Below are 19634 nucleotides of genomic sequence, written 5' to 3'. Positions count from 1 at the left end.
GGCCGTCTTGATCGCACACAAGACCGCAACGTTTCGGCCAAGTAAAACATCACGCGTGATACAGGTCACACACGCCTCGGATGTCGCCTCAGCAACGGTTCCGGTTCTCCGTGAGCATCCCCTGCACGGTGGCCAAGGTGCGGTCGTAGCAGCCGCGTGGGCCGGACAGCCGGTAACGCTCGCTCGTGGTGCCGACCGCGTGGCGCTGGTCGCGCGGCACGTCGGCCGTGTAGGTCGCGTCGCCCGTGTACGAGTCGTCGAGCCGTGACCACGAGGTGCGCCGCCCGCGGCTCGTCCCGACGACCGTGGCGTGATCGCCGAGCTTCAGTACCGTGCGCAGGCGGTCGCCCGTGCCGAGGATGGTCGTGCCGTCCATCGTGTAGCTGCGGTGGGTGCGCGTGGTGCGTGCGCCGACGGTCACCGACTCGTCGTCCGTCCAGACGGCTTCGAGAGCGTCACGCGTCTCGCCGTCGGTCCAGCGGTGGGCGGAGGTGCCGGTCAGCGAGCGGCTGACGGTGGTCCTGACGCGGCCGCGCGAGGTGTCGACATAGCCGGCGACGGTCAGCCGGTGGGCGCCCTCGGTGTCCACCCGGTGCTCGGAACCCGGCGTGTACACAGATGAGTCGGTGAGGTCTTCCGCCGTGTGCGCGGTGAGCTTCCCGGTGACCCGCTCGCGCTGTTCGTCCTGCCACACGAGGACGTTCACCGGCGTGCTCCAACCGCTCTGCCCCTCGGGCACACCGACCACCGAGACCTCGACGCGGTGCGGACGGCCGTCGTTGAGGATCCCGGCGAAGGGAGTGAGGTCGTAGGTGATCGGTTTGATGTCGAAGGCACGCGGGCCCGGGATCACGTACCAGAGGAACGGGTTGGACCAGCCTCCGGTCCACACCGTCGGGAACGGGGCGGCGATGCCGGCGAGCCGGCCGTCGACACTGATCTGCACCTCACGGTAAGGGCCTTGACCGGCCTTGCAGGAGTATGGCGCCGGTTCGGGCACCGTCAGGTACCAGTACTCCTCGCAGCCGCCACCGGACCCGGTCGCGTACACCTCGGCCAGGATGCGCTCGCTGTTGCGCGGGGTGGTGAGGGCCGAGCCGCCGTCGAGGGTGAGGACCCGGTCGGGGCTCTTCGGATCGGGGCGCCCCTGGAAGAACGTCAGCGTGACCTCGACGTCGAGGACGCCCGTGTAGGTGTCGTCCACGACGTTCCCGATGAGCATCTCGACGCCCCTGCTCGTGCGGAAGGTGTCGCTGTAGCGTGTGACGTCCTCCTCCACGGACCACTCGACGCCGTCGGGTGAGGGCTGCGGGGTCGACGTCCGGAAGATCTCGACACCGCCGACGTGGAGATAGCCGAGCCGGTCGTACTGACGCCCCTTGACCTTGCCGTCGAGCCGCAGCACCACCTTGCTCCAGCGGTCGCCGCAGCCGCCGGGCGGGGTGTAGGTGCCGCGGTACGGGGTGAAGTCCCGGAACTGCGCCCGGGCGAGGGTGACTTCGCACGACTTTCCGGCGGGCTTCGCGACGGGCGGCGCGGCCGTGACCGGGTCGTGCCAGTCGGTGCCGAACTCGGCGGGGACGCCGGCCGCCCGGGCCGGGACGTCCGCCGCCCCGGCGGGAGTGGTACCGAGGAGGGTGCCCGCCAGAAGGGTCGCTCCGGCAAGCATGGACATGACGATCCGTCTCTTCATGGGCGGTGTTCTACGGGGACTGGGCCACCCGCGCAATGAGGCCTAGGCGGCCAGGTCCGCCCTGTCCCCCATCACCACCACGGGACGCTGCCCGGGGTCGAGCGTGCGCAGCAGGTACCTCATGGCCGACTCGGGCACGCTGACACAGGCCGACGTGCCGCTGCCGTGGTCCATGTGCAGCCAGATCCCGCCGCCCTTCTTCTCGCCCTCGGGGCGGGTCGGGTCGTTCGGCGGGGTGCCCTTGACGCGGTTGTAGTCGATGGCGATGACGTAGTCGAAGTCGTGCCAGTACGACTTGGCCCACCAGCGCGGGGCGGCGAAGGCGGCGGAGCGGGTGTACGGCAGCCCGGAGCCCGGGTCCGGCAGCACGCCGCCCGCGTCGCTCAGGGTGAACACGCCCACGGGGCTGCGGTCGTCGTCCTCGCGGTGGTCGGTGGTCCAGCCCTTCTTGCCGTTGTGCCCGGCCCAACCGCGCTCCCGCTGCCAGGTGGAGCCGTGCTTGGTGTAGAGAACGACCGTGGAGTCGGCGGAGTTCTTCCCGTCGCCGTAGACCGCGACGACCTGGTGGGAGCCGGACGGGATCCGCCGCTGGAGCCGGTCACCGACGCCGGGGATGCGGGTCGGATCGGCCGTGGCCGCGCGGGTGCGAGTCGCCGGGCGTGCGGCGTCCGTCCCGCCGCCGCCCTCCGCGCCGCCGCAGGCGGACAGAGCCGTCAGGAAAGAGGCCAGGACCGCCGTCGCGGCCACCGCTCGTCGTACGCCACCAGTGTGCATCGCTCCATGGTCGCACCACCCCGCCTGCCGACCGGTGGCGCACGGCGGACGGCCGGTTCCGCTCGGTTGCAGACCGGATGCGCACGCCGGACGACCGGTCCCGCCCGGTCGTCGTCGGCCGGCTGCGCACGGCGGACGGCTGGTTCCGTGCTGCGGGCGGAAAACCGGTTGCCTCCGGCCGCGTCGCAACGCGAACCTGTCACGGTTTGCTGCCGTCGTCGGCGGCCGCCCCCCACTTTCCTGCCGACCCGCCTCCCGACCCCTTCGCCCCCTGACACGAGCCAATGGGACGTCATGCAGATTCAAGACCTTCCGTACCCCGACCCGGGCGTCCCGGACGCGCGTTCGGGCCCCCGATTCCTGTGGTGGCTCTTCCGGAACCAGCTGGGCGGTCAGCTCAAGTCGCTGAGCTGGGGGCTGCTGCACTTCGCCTCCGTCGCCGCTCTGCCGTTCTGCGTCGGGGTCGCCGTACAGGCCGTCGTCGACGGCTCCGGTACCCGGCTCGCCCTGGCGGGTGGCCTGCTGGCGCTGGCCTGCGTGGGCAACGCGGTCGGTGACACCTTCCTGCACCGCACCGCGATCACCAACTGGATCACCGCTGCCGCGCGCGTCCAGCAGCTGCTCGCCCGCAAGACCGCCCATCTGGGCTCGGCCCTGACCCGGCGGGTCGCGGCCGGTGAAGTGGTGGCCGTGTCGACCGGTGACGTCGAGAAGATCGGCTGGTTCGTCGAGGCCCTGTCCCGGTTCACCGCGGCCTTGGTCACCGTCGCCCTGGTCTGTGTCGGCCTGCTCGTCTACCAGCCCGCGCTCGGCGTGGTCGTCGCCGTGGGGCTGCCCGCGCTGGCGCTCGCCGTGCTGCCGCTGCTGCCCCGCGCCACCCGGCGTGCCGACACCCAGCGTGAGAAGGCCGGGCGGGCCACCGAACTGGCCTCGGACACCGTCGCCGGTCTGCGGGTGCTGCGCGGCATCGGCGGCGAGGAGCTGTTCCTCGACCGCTACCGCAGCGCCTCCCAGGAGGTCCGCCACGCCGCCGTGCGCAGCGCCCGGATGTGGTCCCTGATCTCCGCGATCCAGGTCCTGCTGCCCGGGCTGCTGCTCATCGCCGTCGTCTGGTACGGAGTGGGGCTGGCCCGCGAGGGCCGGATCACCGTCGGCGAACTGGTCACCGTCTACAGCTCGGTCATGGTCCTGACCTATCCGCTGCGGCACTTCGAGGAGATCGCCATGGCGTACTCCTTCTCCCGGCCCTCCGCCAAACGGGCCGCGGGGGTGCTGTCGCTCCAACGGCCCACGGACACCGCAGGATCACGCGCGGCCGAGGTCCCGTCGGGGGACCTGTACGACCCGGAAACCGGGCTGCTCGCGCCCGCCGGCCGGCTCACGGCCGTGGTGTGCGGCGACCCGGACGCCGCGGGCCTGCTGGCGGAACGGCTCGGCGGACACGCCTCCCGGCAGGGCACCTCGGTGCTGCTGGGCGGGGTGCCGCTCGACGAACTCCCGCTGGACAGCGCCCGGACGGCCGTCCTCGTCCAGGACAAGGACCCGGTACTGCTGTCCGGCACGCTGCGCGAGCTGCTCGACGTACCCGCGTCCGGTGCGGTGACGCCGCGGGAGGCGCTGGCCGCCGCGCAGTGCGACGACGTGCTGGCGGCCCTCGTGCAGGGCTCACTGGACGCGGCCGACCCGATGGACGCCCGGATCACCGAACGCGGCCGGTCCCTGTCCGGCGGTCAGCGCCAGCGGCTCGCGCTCGCCCGGTCGCTGGTCACGGACCCGGAGGCGCTCGTCCTGGACGAGCCGACCTCGGCCGTCGACTCGCACACCGAGGCCCGGATCGCACAGGGCGTACGGGAGTTGCGCACGGGACGCACGACGGTGGTCTTCACCTCCTCCCCGCTGCTGCTGGACCGCGCCGACCGGGTGGTGTTCGTCCACGACGGCGAGGCCGTGGCCGTCGGCGCCCATCGTGAACTCGTGCGGACCGAGCCCCGTTACCGGGCGGTGGTCACCCGCGAGACGGACGACGAGGCCGCCCTGGACGGCTCCGTCGCCCTGAAGGACGTACTGCAGGAACTGGAAGAGATCGAGGAGAAGGCATGATCGGCGTCGCGCCACCGGCGTACGACCCGGCGGCCCCGACGACGGCGAACACCCTGCCGGTCGGCGCCCCCGAGACCGTCCGCGCCTACGTGGCCGAACTGCTGCGCCGGCACCGGCGGGCGTTCCTGCTGCTGGTCGCCGTCAACACGGCCGCCGTGCTTGCCTCGATGGCTGGTCCCTGGCTGCTGGGCGGACTGGTGGAGCGGGTGTCCGACGGGGTCGGGAACCTGCGGCTGGAGCTCACGGCCGGGCTCTTCGTGGTCGCTCTGGCCGTCCAGGCCGTGTTCGTCCGGCAGGTGCGGCTGCGCGGCGCGATGCTGGGCGAGCGGATGCTGGCCGACCTGCGCGAGGACTTCCTCGTCCGGTCGGTCGGGCTGCCGCCCGGGGTGCTGGAGCGGGCCGGGACCGGCGACCTGCTGTCGCGCATCACGACGGACATCGACCGCCTGGGCAACGCCATGCGCGAGGCCGTACCGCAGCTGTCGATCGGCGTGGTGTGGGTGACCCTGCTGATGGGCGGGCTGGTGATCACGGCGCCGCCGCTGGCACTCGCCGTCCTGCTCGCCCTGCCTCTGCTGATCGCCGGCTGCCGCTGGTACTTCCGGCGAGCGCCCTCGGCCTACCGCTCCGAGGCCGCCGGGTACGCCGCCGTGGCCGCCGCGCTCGCCGAGACCGTGGACGCCGGGCGCACCGTCGAGGCACACCGCCTGGGCGAGCGCCGCGTCGCGCTGTCGGAGCGCCGGATCCGGGAGTGGACGGCCTGGGAGCGCTACACGCTCTGGCTGCGGTCGGTGCTCTTCCCGGTCGTCGACGTCACCCACGTGACGGTGCTCGCCTCGGTCCTGCTGGTCGGCGGTGTGTTCGCCCTGCACGGATGGATCGACGTCGGCCAGCTGACCACCGGCGCGCTGATCGCCCAGATGCTGGTCGACCCGGTGGGCATGATCCTGCGCTGGTACGACGAGCTGCAGGTGGCCCAGGTGTCACTGGCCCGGCTCGTCGGGGTCCGGGACATCGAGACCGACCCGGGGGATCCGACCCTGGCTCCCGAGGGACGCCATGTCCACGCCGACCGGGTGCACTTCGGCTACCTCGAGGGCGTCGACGTCCTGCGCAAGGTGTCCCTGGAGGTCGCTCCCGGCACCCGGCTGGCCCTGGTGGGTCCCTCGGGTGCGGGCAAGTCCACACTGGGCCGGCTGCTCGCCGGGATCTACGCGCCCCGGGACGGCCGGATCACCCTGGGCGGCACGGAACTGTCCCGAATGCCCGCCGAGCACGTCCGCTCCCACGTGGCCCTGGTCAACCAGGAGCACCACGTCTTCGTGGGCTCCCTGCGCGACAACCTCCGGCTCGCGCGGACCGGCGCGGTCGACGCCGAGCTGTGGGCGGCGCTGGGAGCGGTCGACGCCGACGGCTGGGCCCGTGCGCTGGAGGACGGCCTGGACACCGAGGTCGGCTCGGGCGGTCTGGCGCTCACCCCGGCCCAGGCCCAGCAGATCGCGCTGGCCCGCCTGGTGCTGGCCGACCCGCACACGCTGGTCCTGGACGAGGCGACCTCCTTGCTCGACCCGCGTGCCGCCCGCAACCTGGAACGCTCCCTGGCCCGGGTCCTCGACGGCCGCACCGTCGTCGCCATCGCCCACCGGCTGCACACGGCCCACGACGCCGACGTCATCGCCGTCGTCGAGAGCGGTCGGATCAGCGAGCTGGGCAGCCATGAGGAGCTGGTCGCGGCGGACGGGGCGTATGCGGCGCTGTGGAGGTCGTGGCACGGGTGAGCACCTCGTCGTACCAGGCGGCGCGGCCCCTCGCGAGGCGGCCGCGTCCTTGGCGTTGCGCGGTCCCGAACCTGGGTGGAAGGCTGGAATCAGGCACCGGCTCGGGGAACGCCCCGGAACCAGTGGTTCGGGCGGCGTCGGCGCTCCGTGCGGCGGCGGCCCGGCACGGGTCCCGTGAGAACGGGCCCGCCCCACCCCCTGGAGGTACCCGTGAACAGCTCCGACGGCTGGGGAGACGACGTCTACCAGCCGGACCAGGACGAGCAGAGGGAGGACACGGGGCTGCTCGACGCCGAGGACACCCTGGAGAACGACGGCGTCGACGATCCCCTGGACCGTGGCTGGTCCCCTCCCGAACGGCCCTGGGCCGTCGAGCACCTCGGTGTGACGGCCGCCGAGCGTCAGCGGGGCGAGACGCTGGACCAGCGGCTCTCCGAGGAGCTGCCGGACGCCGCCGTCCCGGACGGTGACGGCCTCGGCGACTGCACGGGCACCGACGGGGAACTCCTGGACAACGAGGTCGGAGCCGAGCGCTCCGGCCGGCTCGTGGCACCCGACGAGGGCGCCCACGAGGACGAGGAGGAGGCACTGGTCGCCATGGACGTGGGCATCGACGGCGCCGCCGCGTCGGCCGAGGAGGCCGCCGTGCACATCGTCGATGAGGACACCCTGCCCGGCTGATCGCAGAACCGGCCCGAGCCGCCCGAGGAGCATCCATGCAGCAGGACAAGCACCCCGACTACCACCCCGTCGTCTTCCGTGACCGCGCCGCCGGGTACGCGTTCCTCACCCGGTCCACCGCGACCAGCGACCAGACCATCGAGTGGGACGACGGCGAGACCTACCCGGTCGTGGACGTGGAGATCTCCTCGGAGAGCCACCCCTTCTACACCGGCAAGGCCCGCACGGTGGACTCGGAGGGCCGGGTCGCGGCGTTCGAGCGGCGCTACGGCGGCGGCTGAGGCGCCCGGAGGGGCGGGCTCCTGGAGGCTCCTTGCGGCTCCTTGCGGCTCGTGGGAGGCCGACTCCTGGGGCCGGCTCCTGGGGGTCAGATGAAGTTGAGCGCCGCCGCGCAGCCCACGCCGCCGAGCAGCATGAACACCGGCATCAGCACCTTGAGCTCCACCCAGCTGCCCGCCCGGAAGCGCATGGCCTTCGGGGGCCCGACCGGGTACCAGCGCTTGCGCCCGACCGGGATGGGCCACAGGATCGGGCAGCCGGACACGGTGAGCGCGTCCCCGATGTCGTGCACGATCGCACCCAGCACCACCGGCAGCCCCAGCCACAGGTACTCCTGGCCCGGTGCCGTGAACAGCCAGTCCGCGCCGTTGCCCGGCTTGTCCAGTATGCCGGCGAGGATCCACGCGGTGGTCGCGGCCAGCAGCCACACCAGGACCTCACTGCTGGAGCCGCGCGTCGCCCGCCACAGCAGGCCCTCGATGGCCAGGACCATGTGCACGAAGAGGACGGCGAGCACGCCCCAGCGGTCGCTGGTGATCGCCACGGCCGAGGTGCCCGCACCGATCAGGACCGCCCACAGCCAGGTGTGGGTCAGGGTGCGGTGCCCGCCGGAGCGGCGCGGGTCGCCCTGCTTCTTGGTGGCCTTGTAGACGGCGTACGACAGCTTGTCGACGATCTCGCACAGCCAGCGCGACAGCGGTCCGAAGGACCGGGAGATGGTGGCCGCCTTGTGGTCGAGGTCCGGGGCGAGGGCGGCTCCGGCGCAGATCAGCGCGCCGACGAGGAGGACCGGCCAGGGCATCGGGTGTCCGGCGGCCGCGGCGGCCGCACCGACGCCGAGCCAGGCGGCGGCCCCCGACAGTGAGTGTGCTGGTCCCATCATGGCCGTGGCCCGCCTCATTCCCATGTACCGCTGTCCAGTTGACCGGGCGCGCTGACGTCCCGTCGGCGCCCCAGCGTAGCGTTCGTGATCTTCGGGCCCGCAGCCGATTCCCGCATCGGGCACCGGGCCGGGCAAGATGGGGGCGTGACCCTCATCGATCAGCTGCCGCGGACCCCCGACCCCGACGCCCTGTACGAAGCCTTCGAGTCGTGGGCCGGCGAGCGGGGTCTCACGCTCTACCCCCACCAGGAGGAGGCGCTGATCGAGGTGGTCTCGGGTGCGAACGTGATCGTGTCGACGCCCACCGGCTCCGGCAAGAGCATGATCGCGGCGGGCGCGCACTTCGCCGCCCTCGCCCGTGACGAGGTCACCTTCTACACCGCCCCGATCAAGGCCCTGGTGTCGGAGAAGTTCTTCGAGCTGTGCAAGATCTTCGGCACCGAGAACGTCGGCATGCTGACCGGCGACGCGTCGGTCAACGCCGACGCCCCCGTCATCTGCTGCACCGCCGAGGTACTGGCGTCGATCGCGCTGCGCGACGGCAAGGACGCCGATGTCGGCCAGGTCGTGATGGACGAGTTCCACTTCTATGCCGAGGGCGACCGCGGCTGGGCCTGGCAGATCCCGATCCTGGAGCTGCCGCAGGCGCAGTTCGTGCTGATGTCGGCGACGCTCGGCGACGTCTCCTTCTTCGAGAAGGACCTCGCCCGCCGCACCGGCCGCCCCACGGCGGTGGTCCGCTCGGCGACCCGGCCGGTCCCGCTGTCCTACGAGTACCGCTACACCCCGCTCACCGAGACCCTCACCGATCTGCTGTCCGCCCGGCAGGCGCCCGTGTACATCGTGCACTTCACGCAGGCGCAGGCCGTGGAGCGGGCGCAGGCGCTGATGAGCATCAACATGTGCTCCAAGGAGGAGAAGGAGCAGATCGCCGAGCTGATCGGCAACTTCCGTTTCACCACCAAGTTCGGCCGCAACCTCTCCCGTTACGTCCGGCACGGCATCGGCGTGCACCACGCCGGCATGCTGCCCAAGTACCGCCGTCTGGTGGAGAAGCTCGCCCAGGCCGGTCTGCTGAAGGTCATCTGCGGCACCGACACGCTCGGCGTCGGCGTCAACGTCCCCATCCGTACCGTTCTGTTCACGGCCCTCACCAAGTACGACGGCACCCGTGTACGCACCCTGCGCGCCCGGGAGTTCCACCAGATCGCGGGCCGCGCCGGGCGGGCCGGGTACGACACGGAGGGCTTCGTCGTCGCGCAGGCGCCCGAGCACGTCGTCGAGAACGAGAAGGCCCTCGCCAAGGCGGGCGACGACCCCAAGAAGCGACGCAAGGTCGTCCGCAAGAAAGCCCCTGAGGGCTTCGTCGCCTGGTCGGAGCAGACCTTCGAGAAGCTCATCGGCTCCGAGCCGGAGCCGCTGACGTCCCGCTTCCGCGTGACGCACACGATGCTGCTGTCCGTGATCGCCCGCCCCGGCAACGCCTTCGAGGCGATGCGACGGCTGCTGGAGGACAACCACGAGCCGCGCAAGCAGCAGTTGCGGCACATCCGCCGGGCCATCGCGATCTACCGCTCACTGCTGGACGGCGGCATCGTCGAGAAGCTCGACCAGCCGGACGCCGAGGGCCGTATCGTCCGCCTCACGGTCGACCTCCAGCAGGACTTCGCCCTCAACCAGCCGCTGTCCACCTTCGCCCTGGCCGCCTTCGAGCTGCTCGATCCCGAGTCCCCGTCGTACGCCCTCGACATGGTGTCCGTCGTGGAGTCCACGCTCGACGACCCGCGGCAGATCCTCGCCGCCCAGCAGAACAAGGCGCGCGGCGAGGCCGTGGCCCAGATGAAGGCGGACGGCGTCGAGTACGAGGAGCGCATGGAGCGCCTCCAGGACATCACGTACCCGAAGCCCCTGGAGGAGCTGCTCTTCCACGCGTACAACACGTACCGCAAGAGCCACCCCTGGGTCGGCGACCATCCGTTGTCGCCGAAGTCCGTGATCCGCGACATGTACGAACGGGCGCTTTCCTTCACCGAGTTGGTGTCCCACTACGAGCTGGCCCGCACCGAGGGCATCGTGCTGCGCTATCTCGCCAGTGCCTTCAAGGCCCTCGACCACACCGTCCCGGACGACCTGAAGTCCGAGGACCTCCAGGACCTGATCGCCTGGCTGGGCGAGATGGTGCGCCAGGTCGACTCCAGCCTGCTGGACGAGTGGGAGCAGCTGGCCAACCCGGCGGAGATGACGGCCGAGGAGGCCCAGGAGAAGGCCGACGAGGTCAAGCCGGTCACCGCCAACGCGCGCGCCTTCCGCGTCCTGGTCCGCAACGCCATGTTCCGCCGCGTCGAGCTGGCCGCCCTCGACCAGGTGGGCGAACTGGGCGAGATGGACGGGGAGTCCGGCTGGGACGCCGACGCGTGGGGCGAGGCGATGGACAAGTACTGGGACGAGTACGAGGATCTCGGCACCGGCCCCGACGCCCGCGGGCCGAAGCTGCTGCTCATCGAGGAGGAACCGGAGAACGCCCTGTGGCGGGTCCGGCAGATCTTCCACGACCCGAACGGCGACCACGACTGGGGCATCAGCGCGGAAGTCGACCTCACGGCCTCGGACGCGGAGGGCCGCGCGGTCGTCCGCGTCACCGACGTCGGCCAGCTGTGACGGGCCCGGCAGCAGCGAGCACAGGAGAATTCCACCCATGACGACCAACCCGGCCGAAAGGCTCGTCGACCTGCTCGACCTGGAGCAGATCGAGGTCAACATCTTCCGCGGCCGCAGCCCGCAGGAGTCCCTGCAGAGGGTCTTCGGCGGTCAGGTGGCGGGGCAGGCGCTGGTCGCCGCCGGCCGCACCACCGAGGGCGACCGTCCCGTGCACTCGCTGCACGCGTACTTCCTGCGCCCCGGACGGCCGGGCGTGCCGATCGTCTACCAGGTCGAGCACGTGCGCGACGGGCGGTCGTTCACCACCCGGCGGGTCACGGCCGTGCAGCAGGGCCGCACGATCTTCAATCTCACCGCCTCCTTCCACAAGCCGGAGGAGGGCAGCTTCGAGCACCAGCTGCCTCCCGCACGCGAGGTGCCGGACCCGGAGTCCCTGCCCACCGTCACGGACGAGATCCGCGAGCACCTGGGTGCGCTGCCCGAACAGCTGGAACGGATGGCCCGCCGCCAGCCCTTCGACATCCGTTACGTGGACCGGCTGCGCTGGACCGTCGACGAGGCCCGCGACGCCGAGCCGCGCAGCGCCGTGTGGATGCGCGCGGTCGGGCCGCTCGGCGACGATCCGCTCGTGCACACCTGCGCCCTCACCTACGCCAGCGACATGACCCTCCTGGACGCCGTCCGCATCCCGGTCGAACCGCTGTGGGGTCCGCGCGGTTTCGACATGGCGTCGCTGGACCACGCCATGTGGTTCCACCGTCCGTTCCGCGCGGACGACTGGCTCCTCTACGACCAGGAGTCGCCGATCGCGGTCGGCGGCCGTGGTCTGGCCCGGGGCCGGATCTACGACCGTGAGGGCCGTCTCGTCGTGTCCGTGGTGCAGGAGGGGCTCTTCCGGAAGCTGGGCTGACCTTCGCCGCCGGGCCCTGCTCGCCGGGGTCCTGCGCGGCGGGCCCTGCCCGGCGGGGCCCTGCTCGCCCGGGTTCCGATCGCGCCCCTGACCGGATCCGGCGACCATGGCAGCAGCAGGCACCGCCGACGCCACACCCCCGCCGATCCGGGAGGTGACCACGCTGCACACCGTGCTGCCCGTCGTGTTCGCGATCTGCGCCGCCTTCAGCAACGCGGTCGCGACCGTGCTGCAGCGCAAGGCGGCGCTCACCGTGCCCTCCTCCCAGGGGCTGCGGGCCGGGCTGATCGTCGATCTGCTGCGCCGGCCGGTGTGGCTGGCCGGCATCCTCGCGGTGATCGGCGCCGCCGTCTGCCAGGCGCTGGCGCTGGCCACCGGGCCGCTGACCATCGTGCAGCCGCTGTTCGTGCTGGAGCTGCCGCTCACCCTCATCGTCGCCTCTGTGCTGATGCACCGACACCTGCCCGGGAGGGGTTGGCTGGCCGTCACGGTGGTGGTGGCCGGTCTGGCGGTGGCGCTCGCCGCCGCCTCCCCCGCCGGCAACCGCACCCATGTGGCGCTGGACCGCTGGATTCCCGCGCTCGCCGTGTGCGCGGGGGCGGTCGCAGCCCTCGCCGTCGCGGCCCTCCGCCGGCCCGAGGGCCGGGCCCGGGCGGCATGCCTGGGTGCCGCGACGGCGATCAGCTACGCGGTGACCGCGGCGCTGATGAAGGCCGCCACCCACATCCTCGACGAGCAGGGCCTCGTGGCCTTCCTCACCGCCTGGCAGACGTACGCCTTCGCCGCCACCGGAGTGTGCGCGTTGTTCCTGCTGGAGAACGCCATGCAGGCCGGCCCCCTGGTCGCCTCGCAGCCCGCGCTCACCCTGGGCGACGCCCTGGTGAGCCTCGCCCTCGGCATCACCCTGTACGAGGAGACCATCCGCTCCGGGTGGTGGCTGCTGCCCCAGTTGGTCGGTGTCGCGCTGATCGCCGCCGGCGTGCTCGCGCTGGCGCGCATTCCGTTCACACAGTCGCTGGTGGCCCCCGCCGACGAGCGCGAGACCGCTGCGACGCCCTGACCATGTGGTCCACGACGGGGACGCTGCGGGGGCCGGGACGGCGGAGCCTCGAGACGGCAGGACGCAGGCATCGGGCCCCGGCGTCGCGGGGCGGGGCAGTGGAACCGGGTGGCGCGTACTGTCGGCCCGGTTCTCGCCGCTCACCCTTCCGGCTGGCACCGCGGGCACCACACCGTGCCCCGGCCCGCCATACGGGTCCGGCGCAGCCCGGCGCCGCACCGCGGGCACCTCGGGTCATGGTCGTCCCGGTGGCCGGTGAGCCAGGAGTCACGGGGCGGCACGCAGCCGGCCGCCACGGACGAGCGCAGGGTGCGGCGCATCTCTCTGTACAGGCGACGGTGGTCCTCCCGGGTGAGATCACGCGTCCCGTGGTCGGGGCGCAGCCGGGCCCGCCACAGGATCTCGTCGGCGAGCAGATTGCCGAGCCCGGCGAGCACGGACTGGTCGGTGAGGGCCGTCTTGAGGTGCCCCCGGCGTGACGAGAGCACCTCCTCGAACTCCGCGTGGTCGACCGTCAGGGCGTCGGGCCCCTGCTTCCGCAGCAGCCGGCCGACGTCGGTCTCGTCGTGGGCCAGCCACAGCCCCTGGAGTTTGCGCTGGTCACGAAAGCGCAGCTGGCGTCCGCCGCCCAGGGTGAACAGGACGCGGTCATGTGTCTCGACGGGATCATCGACCTGCCCGCAGACCAACCGCCCGGTCATGCCGAAGTGCAGGACGAGGGTGGGACCGCCGGTACGGGCCAGCAGCCACTTGCCGTGCCGCTCCGGCGTACCGAACCGCCGCCCTTCGAGCGCGTCCCGCAGCTTCCGGGTGTCGACGCCGTGCAGCACGCCCGGATCCCGCACGTCGACCCGGCGGATCACGCGTCCCTTGGCGCAGGACTCGAGCACCTGCCGGAAGCCTTCGACGTCGGGCAGCTCGGGCACGACCGGCGCGTCAGGCTTCCTGAAGGACGGAGAGCACGTTCCCCGCCGGGTCGGTGAACCAGGCGATCAGCGGGCCGCCGCCGCGGAAGATGCCCTTGTCGTCCGCCTTCAGGTGGTCGTAGCGCTCGAAACGCACCCCTTTCCTGCTCAGCTCGTCGACCGCGGCCTCGATGTCGTCGACGGGAAAGTTGAGGATGGTGAACGTGGCCGGCGTGTGGTCCGGCTTGGGGTAGACCACGGTGTCCCGGTCACCCGCGATGTGCAGGATCAGCAGCCCGTGCTCCTCCGACACCCGCAGCCCGAGCGTGTCGGCGTAGAACGCCTTGGCCGCGTCGATGTCGTCCACCGAGAACCCGCTGAACGCCTTCGTCGTACCGAACATGGTCGCCTCCCGGACATAGTCTCCTGAGGGTGTGACCACGGCGCATCCGGAAAGTCATCGGTCGACGGGCCGCCCCCGCGGTGACGTCGACCGCCGGGTCACCCGGTCGGCTGCCGGCCTCTGCGGCGCAACCAGCTCAGCAGACCGCGGGAAGGAGTGCAGCCCGAAGGCGCGGGAGGGGGCCGCTTCGCCGCCGGGGTGGGGGCTGCGGCGGGGGCTGCTGACGTGTCCGGATGAGCCCCAGGTTCACCGCGAGGTCGAACTCCCGCCGTTTGAGCTCCAGTTCACGGGCTGCTCGGCTCGGGGCCCAAGTGGTGCGGTCGGATGTCGTGCTGGTACGTGCCATGGTCGCTCTCCCCCGTGGTGTCAGCGGCTCACGCCAGTGTGCGGTGGCCGCGTGCAGTGGCCCTGCGCGGTGGCCTGGAAAAAACCGTAGCCGCTTCGGCGGATCTCGTGGCGAGCCTGTGGATAACTCCACGGGGGATGACGAACGTACAGGTCAGAGGTCTGTCATCGGTTTTGGTAAGGGCTGGCGCGCGTCGACGTCGAGGCGCTCGCCGACCCGGTTGACCAGCAGTGTCATCTCGTAGGCGATCTGGCCGATGTCGGCCTCCGCGCCGCTGAGGACGCACAGACAGCTGCCTGTGCCGGCCGCGGTGACGAACAGCACCGCGTCGTCGAACTCGATCATCGTCTGGCGTACGCTGCCCGCCCCGAAGTGCCGTCCGGAGCCCTTGGCCAGGCTGTGCAGCCCGGACGAGACGGCCGCGAGGTGCTCGGCGTCCTCGCGGCGCAGTCCGGTGCTCGCGCCCGTCACCAGGCCGTCGTTGGACAGGACCAGTGCGTGCCGCACTTCGTGGACGCGCTCGGTCAAGTCGTCCAGCAGCCAGTCGAGTCCCTGGTTCTGCGCCATCTTGCGTTCTCCCCGTTTTCTCCCCGTGCGGAAGTCCTCCTTGGCCGGAGGACCTCCTTGTCAGCCTTCCCCACGAGCGCGGTCGGGGCAAGGAGGATGAAAGCCATGGCAGAGAAGATGACCGACGCTCGCCGGCCGAGCGGGACGTCGCGAACTGACCGCGCGCGCCCACCTGTTCGCTCAGCCGACCGAGTCGAGCAGCCGGGCGGTGTGCATCCGCCCGGCGTACTCGACGAGCCGGATCAGCACCTCCTTTCCCGAATCGCGGTCACGGGCGTCGCACAGCACCACGGGGGTGCCCCTGTCGAGATCGAGTGCGCGTGAGACGTCCGGGGCACCGTGCCGGCGGGCGCCCGCGAAGCAGTTGACGGCCACGACGAACGGGATGCGCCGGTGCTCGAAGTAGTCGACCGCGGGGAAGCAGTCCTCCAGGCGGCGGGTGTCCGCGAGGACCACCGCACCGAGGGCCCCCTGCGACAACTCGTCCCACAGGAACCAGAAGCGGTCCTGGCCCGGCGTGCCGAAGAGGTACAGGGAGAGGCCGGACCGGATGGTGATGCGTCCGAAGTCCATGGCGACGGTCGTGGTGGTCTTGTGGTCCACGCCGTCGGTGTCGTCCACCGACTGTCCCGCTTCGCTGAGCAGCTCTTCGGTGCGCAGCGGCCGGATCTCGCTGACGGCGCCCACCAGGGTGGTCTTGCCCACGCCGAATCCGCCGGCGACCAGAATCTTCAACGCCAGCGCGGCGCTCTCGCCGTCCGGGGCGTCGGAGTGCTCGGAGACCATTGATCACTTCTCTCAGGAGTACCGGGTGTCGGGAGTGCCTGCGTGGGGACTGCGGGGGGCGGGATGACCGTGCGTGAGGAGTCCGGGGATGGGGAGGGCCGCGTGCAGGGCCTGCGTGGGTGCAGGGAGCGTGCGCGGGTGGTGCGGTTTGCATCTGTGCGTCGGGTGTGCCGGGGTCACAGCGCTCTCAGGCCGTCGATCACCTCGCGCAGGATGCGTTCGTCGGGCAGCTGCGCCGGGGGGACGGGACGGCTGACGGTGACACAGCCGAGCTCCAGGAGATCGCCGAGGAGGACCCTGACCACACCGACGGGCAGGTCCGCACCTGCGGCGAGTTCGGCGACCGACTGGGTCTCCGGGCGGCACAGGTCGATGAGGTTGCGGTGTTCCGGTCCGAGCGGCGCGTCGTCCACCCCGGGTGCTCCCGGGTCCAGCGTGACCAGGGCGATCAGGTCGAACCGCACGCCGGTGGGACTCGGCCGGGTGCGTCCGCCCGTCATGGCGTAGGGGCGGACGAGCGGGCCGGCCTCGTTGTCGTACCAGTGGCTGCCCTGCTCGTGCGGGGTGCCCGTCATGTCCTCGGTCATCTGCACGGACCGTTCTCCCGGTTCATCCGGCGACGGGTGGCCGCGCGGCCGTGCGGGGCGCCGTGCCGAGGTGCTCGCCGACGCGTTTGACCAGGCGTGCCATCTCGTAGGCCACGAGACCGATATCGGCGGTGACGGCGGTGAGGAGGGCGAGGCAGGAGCCGTCGCCCGCGGCGGCCACGAACAGGAAGCCCTCGTCCATCTCCACCATGGTCTGGCGGACCCCGCCGGCGCCGAAGTGCCGTCCCGCGCCCTTGGCGAGGCTGTGGAAGCCCGAGGCGACCGCCGCGAGGTGCTCGGCGTCCTCGCGGCGCAGGCCGGACGACGCGCCCACGGCCAGGCCGTCGTTGGACAGCACCACGGCGTGCCGGATGTCGGTCACGCGGAGCACCAGATCGTCCAGCAGCCAGTCGAGTTCGCCGGTTCGCCGGGCGGACTGTGCGCTCGGATCCTGGATCATGCGGGGTCTCCTTCGCTGCTGTCGCTGCCCGTCGCGGGGCCGGGAGTGGTGCCGCGGCCGGGCCGCCTGCCGCCGCCGCGCGCCCAGCCGTCGCGGTAGGCGGCCATGCGGTCGCGTACGAGTTCGGGTGTTCGCTCGTCGTCCAGGGGGGCGGGCGCGGGCGGCTGTTCCTCGGGGCGCCGGTCGCGCAGTTGGGGAGCGAGGCTGGCCTGACGTACGCGCCGGGGGAGGTCGTCGTAGTCTTCGGGCTGCTGCGGTGGTCGGTGCAGTCGCAAGGTGGCGACTCCTGGGGCTGGGGGCTGGCTCGGGGTCTCCAGGTGACGAGGGCCGTCCGGGAGCCCTGAGGTCTCCGCGTGTCGTGAAGTCGCCGCGCGACGGGAGAGATCCGCGTGAGGCGAGGTCTCGGGCTGAGCGGCGGACGGCACCGGAGCCACAAGGGCCCTCCGGTCACCGTGGGCGGGGACGGCATCCTGGAGCGGTGTGTCGTCGGGCACGCGCGCACAGGTGCGGGCCCCGGGTTGCCGCGCGGGTTCCACCGCTTCGGGGGAGCGTGGTGCCGCGCCCGTGTGAAGGAGAGCGGTGGGCAGCAGGACGACCGCGGTGGTGCCGCCGTACGGGGAGGTCCTCAGCTGGACTTTGACGTCGTGCCGGGCGGCGAGCCTGCTGACCACGAACAGGCCGAGCCGGTCGCTGTCGAACAGGTCGAGCGCCTCGGACTGAGCGATGCGGCGGTTGGCTTCGGCGAGGGTTTCGTCGCCCATGCCGAGGCCGCGGTCCTCGACCTCGACGGCGTAGCCGTTGCCGACGGGTTCGCCGGTGACGCGCACCCGCGTGTGGGGCGGGGAGAACTGGGCGGCGTTCTCGATGATCTCGGCCAGCAGATGGGTGAGGTCGGCGACGGCCGCGCCGACGACGGCCGCCTCGGGGAGTTGCCGTACCTCCACGCGCGCGTAGTCCTCCACTTCGGAGACGGCCGCGCGGACCACGTTCGTCAGGGAGACGGGCATGCGCCAGGCCCGGCCCGGGGCGGCACCGGAGAGGATGATCAGGCTCTCCGCGTGCCGCCTCATACGGGTGGTGAGGTGGTCGAGGCGGAAGAGGTCGCTCAGCTCGTTGGGATCGTCGGAGCGGCGTTCCATGCTGTCGAGGAGGGCCAGCTGCCGGTGCACGAGGATCTGGCTGCGGCGGGCGAGGTTGACGAAGACGCCGGAGATGCCGCTGGCGAGTTCGGCGCGTTCCACGGCGGCCCGCAGCGCAGCGCGGTGCACGGTGGTGAGGGCCTCGGCGACCTGGCCCGTCTCGTCCTCCGCGGGCGCTCCCGGCGGTGCCTCGGCCCGGATGTCGATCTCCTCGCCCGCGCGCAGTCTGTGCATGGCGTCGGGCAGTTTGCGCCGGGCGATCTCCAGGGCGCTGTTGCGCAGGCCTTCCAGTTCCACCACGAGGCCGCGGCCGATGCGCACGGAGATGACGAGCGAGGCGGCGACGGCGGCGAGGCCGAGCAGGACGGCGGCGCCGGCCGGGGTAAGCAGTCCCCGGGTGAACGGGTCGGCCCGGTCGGCGACTCCGCGTGCCGCGTCGTCATCGATGGTGCGCATGCCGCTCTGCACGCGCGCGTGTGCCGTGTTCCAGCTGCTCTCGGGTGCCGCTTCGACCGCCTTCGTGCCCGGTCCCCGGGTGAGGACGACGTCCTCGGTTTCGTCCAGGCCGGCGTAGGCGCTGCTGCCGGCGAGGGCCTCCCACGCGGAGCGTTCGACGCCGCTCAGGTCCGCCACGGCCGACTCGGTGAGCGTACGGCGCAGGTCGACGGCGCCGGTGAAGAGGCGCAGCCGCTCCCCCGTCAGGGTGCCCTCCAGGCGGGCGCTCGCCAGCAGGGCGTCCTCCTGGGCCAACGCCTCGCCCGCGCGGGCCAGTTCGAGCAGCACGCGCGCGTCGGATCCGAGGTCGGCGTCCCGGATGCCGGTGAGTGCGCCTCCGACGCCGAACGCGGCCGAGATGGTCCGGGTGTAGCGGTCGTACGTCTCGGCCCAGCCGGCGCGCCGGTCTCGTACCGCGGTGCGCAGGGGCCGCAGTTGTTCGGCATCGGAGACGAACGTCTTCAGCCGCTGGGCGACTCCGGCGGGCAGTTCCCCGCTGTCGGCGACGGTGGTGCCCTGCCCGAGCCGGAGTCTCGCGACGGCCCGGTCGGTGCGCCGGGCCAGCTCGTCCAGTTCGCCGGTCCGGACGGCGGACGGCTCGGTGGCGCGACGTACGGCGGCGGCGCGTTCGGCCTGGAGGGCGGTGACGGCTGCGGAGACGGGGGCGCGGACGGTGGCGTCGACGCGCTGGACCTGCCGGAGCCGGGAGACGTCCTGGGCGGTGGTGACGGTGGCGTATCCCCACAGGGCCAGGAGGGAGACGACCGGCACCATCAGCAGGCAGACGATCTTGGCGCGTACGGTGCGGGGGCGTATGTGCCAGCGCTCCGCGCGCGCGGGCGCCTCGTCCGGTGCGGCGTCCGAGACGGTGTCGCTGCTCTCGTCGGCCGGTGGTCCGGCGTGCGCGCGGCGCCCGCGCAAGGGAGGGGGCGGCGCCTCGGCGCCGGCGGTGGGGGTCCTACGGGGTGTGCGCATGGACTCCTCGCTCGGGAGTGGGTCGGAGGGCTGAGGGCCGGCGTCCCGCCGGGGGCGCGTGGGGCTTGGAGCGCATGGCCCGACGGGGAGGGGACTGTCCATGCGGATGGGTGCGCCACCGCCGCCCGGACCGCTGGGACGGCCCCTCCTTGTCC

Annotated in this window: 18 protein-coding genes; 7 read left to right on the top strand and 11 right to left on the bottom strand. The window is 72.2% G+C overall.

What is annotated here, in order from left to right; translation table 11 throughout:
* Positions 1 to 88: 88 nt before the first annotated feature.
* Together AB0B29_RS24675 and AB0B29_RS24670 are read right to left on the bottom strand one after the other, a co-directional pair.
* On the bottom strand, positions 89 to 1693 hold the full coding sequence (locus tag AB0B29_RS24675) for a peptide-N4-asparagine amidase (RefSeq protein WP_362243555.1): 1605 nt from the start codon (positions 1691 to 1693) through the stop codon (positions 89 to 91).
* A 42-nt stretch (positions 1694 to 1735) separates the two neighbouring features.
* Positions 1736 to 2467: a L,D-transpeptidase family protein gene (locus AB0B29_RS24670; protein WP_362243553.1), complete on the bottom strand. Its 732-nt coding sequence runs from the start codon at positions 2465 to 2467 to the stop codon at positions 1736 to 1738.
* 294 nt (positions 2468 to 2761) lie between these two features.
* Between AB0B29_RS24670 and AB0B29_RS24665 the strand changes: the two genes are divergently transcribed.
* The 4 genes from AB0B29_RS24665 (at position 2762) to AB0B29_RS24650 (ending at position 7307) form a co-directional block, all read left to right on the top strand.
* A complete protein-coding gene (locus AB0B29_RS24665; RefSeq protein ID WP_362243550.1) occupies positions 2762 to 4567 on the top strand; it encodes an ABC transporter ATP-binding protein in 1806 nt (601 codons plus the stop codon).
* On the top strand, positions 4564 to 6345 hold the full coding sequence (locus AB0B29_RS24660; protein ID WP_362243547.1) for an ABC transporter ATP-binding protein: 1782 nt from the start codon (positions 4564 to 4566) through the stop codon (positions 6343 to 6345). Before AB0B29_RS24665 ends, AB0B29_RS24660 begins: the two co-directional genes overlap by 4 nt.
* Positions 6346 to 6555: 210 nt before the next feature.
* Positions 6556 to 7026 carry a DUF5709 domain-containing protein gene (locus tag AB0B29_RS24655; RefSeq protein ID WP_362243544.1) on the top strand — a complete coding sequence of 157 codons (471 nt, stop codon included), beginning with the start codon at positions 6556 to 6558 and terminating at the stop codon, positions 7024 to 7026.
* Between the two features lie 35 nt (positions 7027 to 7061).
* Positions 7062 to 7307, top strand: a complete 246-nt coding sequence (locus AB0B29_RS24650; RefSeq protein WP_010040933.1) for a type B 50S ribosomal protein L31 — start codon at positions 7062 to 7064, stop codon at positions 7305 to 7307.
* An 86-nt stretch (positions 7308 to 7393) separates the two neighbouring features.
* On the opposite strand, the gene AB0B29_RS24645 is transcribed toward AB0B29_RS24650, so the two are convergent.
* Positions 7394 to 8188, bottom strand: a complete 795-nt coding sequence (locus tag AB0B29_RS24645; protein WP_362243542.1) for a metal-dependent hydrolase — start codon at positions 8186 to 8188, stop codon at positions 7394 to 7396.
* Between the two features lie 144 nt (positions 8189 to 8332).
* Between AB0B29_RS24645 and AB0B29_RS24640 the strand changes: the two genes are divergently transcribed.
* From AB0B29_RS24640 to AB0B29_RS24630, 3 genes are all read left to right on the top strand, one after another.
* Positions 8333 to 10846 (top strand): DEAD/DEAH box helicase, encoded by a 2514-nt coding sequence (locus AB0B29_RS24640; protein ID WP_362243539.1) that lies wholly within the window; start codon positions 8333 to 8335, stop codon positions 10844 to 10846.
* A 37-nt stretch (positions 10847 to 10883) separates the two neighbouring features.
* Positions 10884 to 11756, top strand: coding sequence for an acyl-CoA thioesterase (locus AB0B29_RS24635; protein WP_362243536.1), 873 nt, complete (start codon positions 10884 to 10886; stop codon positions 11754 to 11756).
* Positions 11757 to 11862: 106 nt separating this feature from the next.
* The gene (locus AB0B29_RS24630) at positions 11863 to 12816 is read left to right on the top strand and encodes a DMT family transporter (RefSeq protein WP_436845875.1); all 954 of its coding nucleotides are present in this window, start codon (positions 11863 to 11865) and stop codon (positions 12814 to 12816) included.
* A gap of 140 nt (positions 12817 to 12956) precedes the next feature.
* Here AB0B29_RS24630 and AB0B29_RS24625 read toward each other — a convergent pair whose 3' ends face one another.
* From AB0B29_RS24625 to AB0B29_RS24590, 8 genes are all read right to left on the bottom strand, one after another.
* Positions 12957 to 13742 (bottom strand): Fpg/Nei family DNA glycosylase, encoded by a 786-nt coding sequence (locus AB0B29_RS24625; protein WP_362243533.1) that lies wholly within the window; start codon positions 13740 to 13742, stop codon positions 12957 to 12959.
* Between the two features lie 10 nt (positions 13743 to 13752).
* Positions 13753 to 14124: a VOC family protein gene (locus AB0B29_RS24620; protein ID WP_362243530.1), complete on the bottom strand. Its 372-nt coding sequence runs from the start codon at positions 14122 to 14124 to the stop codon at positions 13753 to 13755.
* Between the two features lie 136 nt (positions 14125 to 14260).
* Positions 14261 to 14470, bottom strand: a complete 210-nt coding sequence (locus AB0B29_RS24615; protein ID WP_362243527.1) for a DUF6397 family protein — start codon at positions 14468 to 14470, stop codon at positions 14261 to 14263.
* A 153-nt stretch (positions 14471 to 14623) separates the two neighbouring features.
* Positions 14624 to 15037, bottom strand: a complete 414-nt coding sequence (locus AB0B29_RS24610) for a roadblock/LC7 domain-containing protein (RefSeq protein ID WP_362243524.1) — start codon at positions 15035 to 15037, stop codon at positions 14624 to 14626.
* Between the two features lie 180 nt (positions 15038 to 15217).
* Positions 15218 to 15823: a GTP-binding protein gene (locus tag AB0B29_RS24605; RefSeq protein ID WP_062925504.1), complete on the bottom strand. Its 606-nt coding sequence runs from the start codon at positions 15821 to 15823 to the stop codon at positions 15218 to 15220.
* 176 nt (positions 15824 to 15999) lie between these two features.
* The gene (locus tag AB0B29_RS24600; RefSeq protein WP_362243780.1) at positions 16000 to 16410 is read right to left on the bottom strand and encodes a DUF742 domain-containing protein; all 411 of its coding nucleotides are present in this window, start codon (positions 16408 to 16410) and stop codon (positions 16000 to 16002) included.
* 22 nt (positions 16411 to 16432) lie between these two features.
* Positions 16433 to 16870: a roadblock/LC7 domain-containing protein gene (locus AB0B29_RS24595; protein WP_362243521.1), complete on the bottom strand. Its 438-nt coding sequence runs from the start codon at positions 16868 to 16870 to the stop codon at positions 16433 to 16435.
* Positions 16867 to 19479: a sensor histidine kinase gene (locus AB0B29_RS24590; RefSeq protein ID WP_362243518.1), complete on the bottom strand. Its 2613-nt coding sequence runs from the start codon at positions 19477 to 19479 to the stop codon at positions 16867 to 16869. The genes AB0B29_RS24595 and AB0B29_RS24590 overlap by 4 nt, the downstream gene beginning before the upstream one ends.
* Positions 19480 to 19634: the final 155 nt, after the last annotated feature.

It is taken from the genome of Streptomyces tibetensis, from assembly GCF_040647715.1.
GTDB lineage: Bacteria > Actinomycetota > Actinomycetes > Streptomycetales > Streptomycetaceae > Streptomyces > Streptomyces tibetensis_A.
This window is presented reverse-complemented; position numbering and strand designations above follow the sequence as displayed.

What these genes read in the sequence shown, in the direction of transcription:
- AB0B29_RS24675 (WP_362243555.1), bottom strand. Translation starts at nt 1,693, where the DNA reads ATGAAGAGACGGATCGTCATGTCCATGCTTGCCGGAGCGACCCTTCTG.
- AB0B29_RS24670 (WP_362243553.1), bottom strand. Translation starts at nt 2,467, where the DNA reads ATGCACACTGGTGGCGTACGACGAGCGGTGGCCGCGACGGCGGTCCTG.
- AB0B29_RS24665 (WP_362243550.1), top strand. Translation starts at nt 2,762, where the DNA reads ATGCAGATTCAAGACCTTCCGTACCCCGACCCGGGCGTCCCGGACGCG.
- AB0B29_RS24660 (WP_362243547.1), top strand. Translation starts at nt 4,564, where the DNA reads ATGATCGGCGTCGCGCCACCGGCGTACGACCCGGCGGCCCCGACGACG.
- AB0B29_RS24650 (WP_010040933.1), top strand. Translation starts at nt 7,062, where the DNA reads ATGCAGCAGGACAAGCACCCCGACTACCACCCCGTCGTCTTCCGTGAC.
- AB0B29_RS24645 (WP_362243542.1), bottom strand. Translation starts at nt 8,188, where the DNA reads ATGATGGGACCAGCACACTCACTGTCGGGGGCCGCCGCCTGGCTCGGC.
- AB0B29_RS24635 (WP_362243536.1), top strand. Translation starts at nt 10,884, where the DNA reads ATGACGACCAACCCGGCCGAAAGGCTCGTCGACCTGCTCGACCTGGAG.
- AB0B29_RS24630 (WP_436845875.1), top strand. Translation starts at nt 11,863, where the DNA reads ATGGCAGCAGCAGGCACCGCCGACGCCACACCCCCGCCGATCCGGGAG.
- AB0B29_RS24620 (WP_362243530.1), bottom strand. Translation starts at nt 14,124, where the DNA reads ATGTTCGGTACGACGAAGGCGTTCAGCGGGTTCTCGGTGGACGACATC.
- AB0B29_RS24615 (WP_362243527.1), bottom strand. Translation starts at nt 14,470, where the DNA reads ATGGCACGTACCAGCACGACATCCGACCGCACCACTTGGGCCCCGAGC.
- AB0B29_RS24610 (WP_362243524.1), bottom strand. Translation starts at nt 15,037, where the DNA reads ATGGCGCAGAACCAGGGACTCGACTGGCTGCTGGACGACTTGACCGAG.
- AB0B29_RS24605 (WP_062925504.1), bottom strand. Translation starts at nt 15,823, where the DNA reads ATGGTCTCCGAGCACTCCGACGCCCCGGACGGCGAGAGCGCCGCGCTG.
- AB0B29_RS24600 (WP_362243780.1), bottom strand. Translation starts at nt 16,410, where the DNA reads ATGACCGAGGACATGACGGGCACCCCGCACGAGCAGGGCAGCCACTGG.
- AB0B29_RS24595 (WP_362243521.1), bottom strand. Translation starts at nt 16,870, where the DNA reads ATGATCCAGGATCCGAGCGCACAGTCCGCCCGGCGAACCGGCGAACTC.
- AB0B29_RS24590 (WP_362243518.1), bottom strand. Translation starts at nt 19,479, where the DNA reads ATGCGCACACCCCGTAGGACCCCCACCGCCGGCGCCGAGGCGCCGCCC.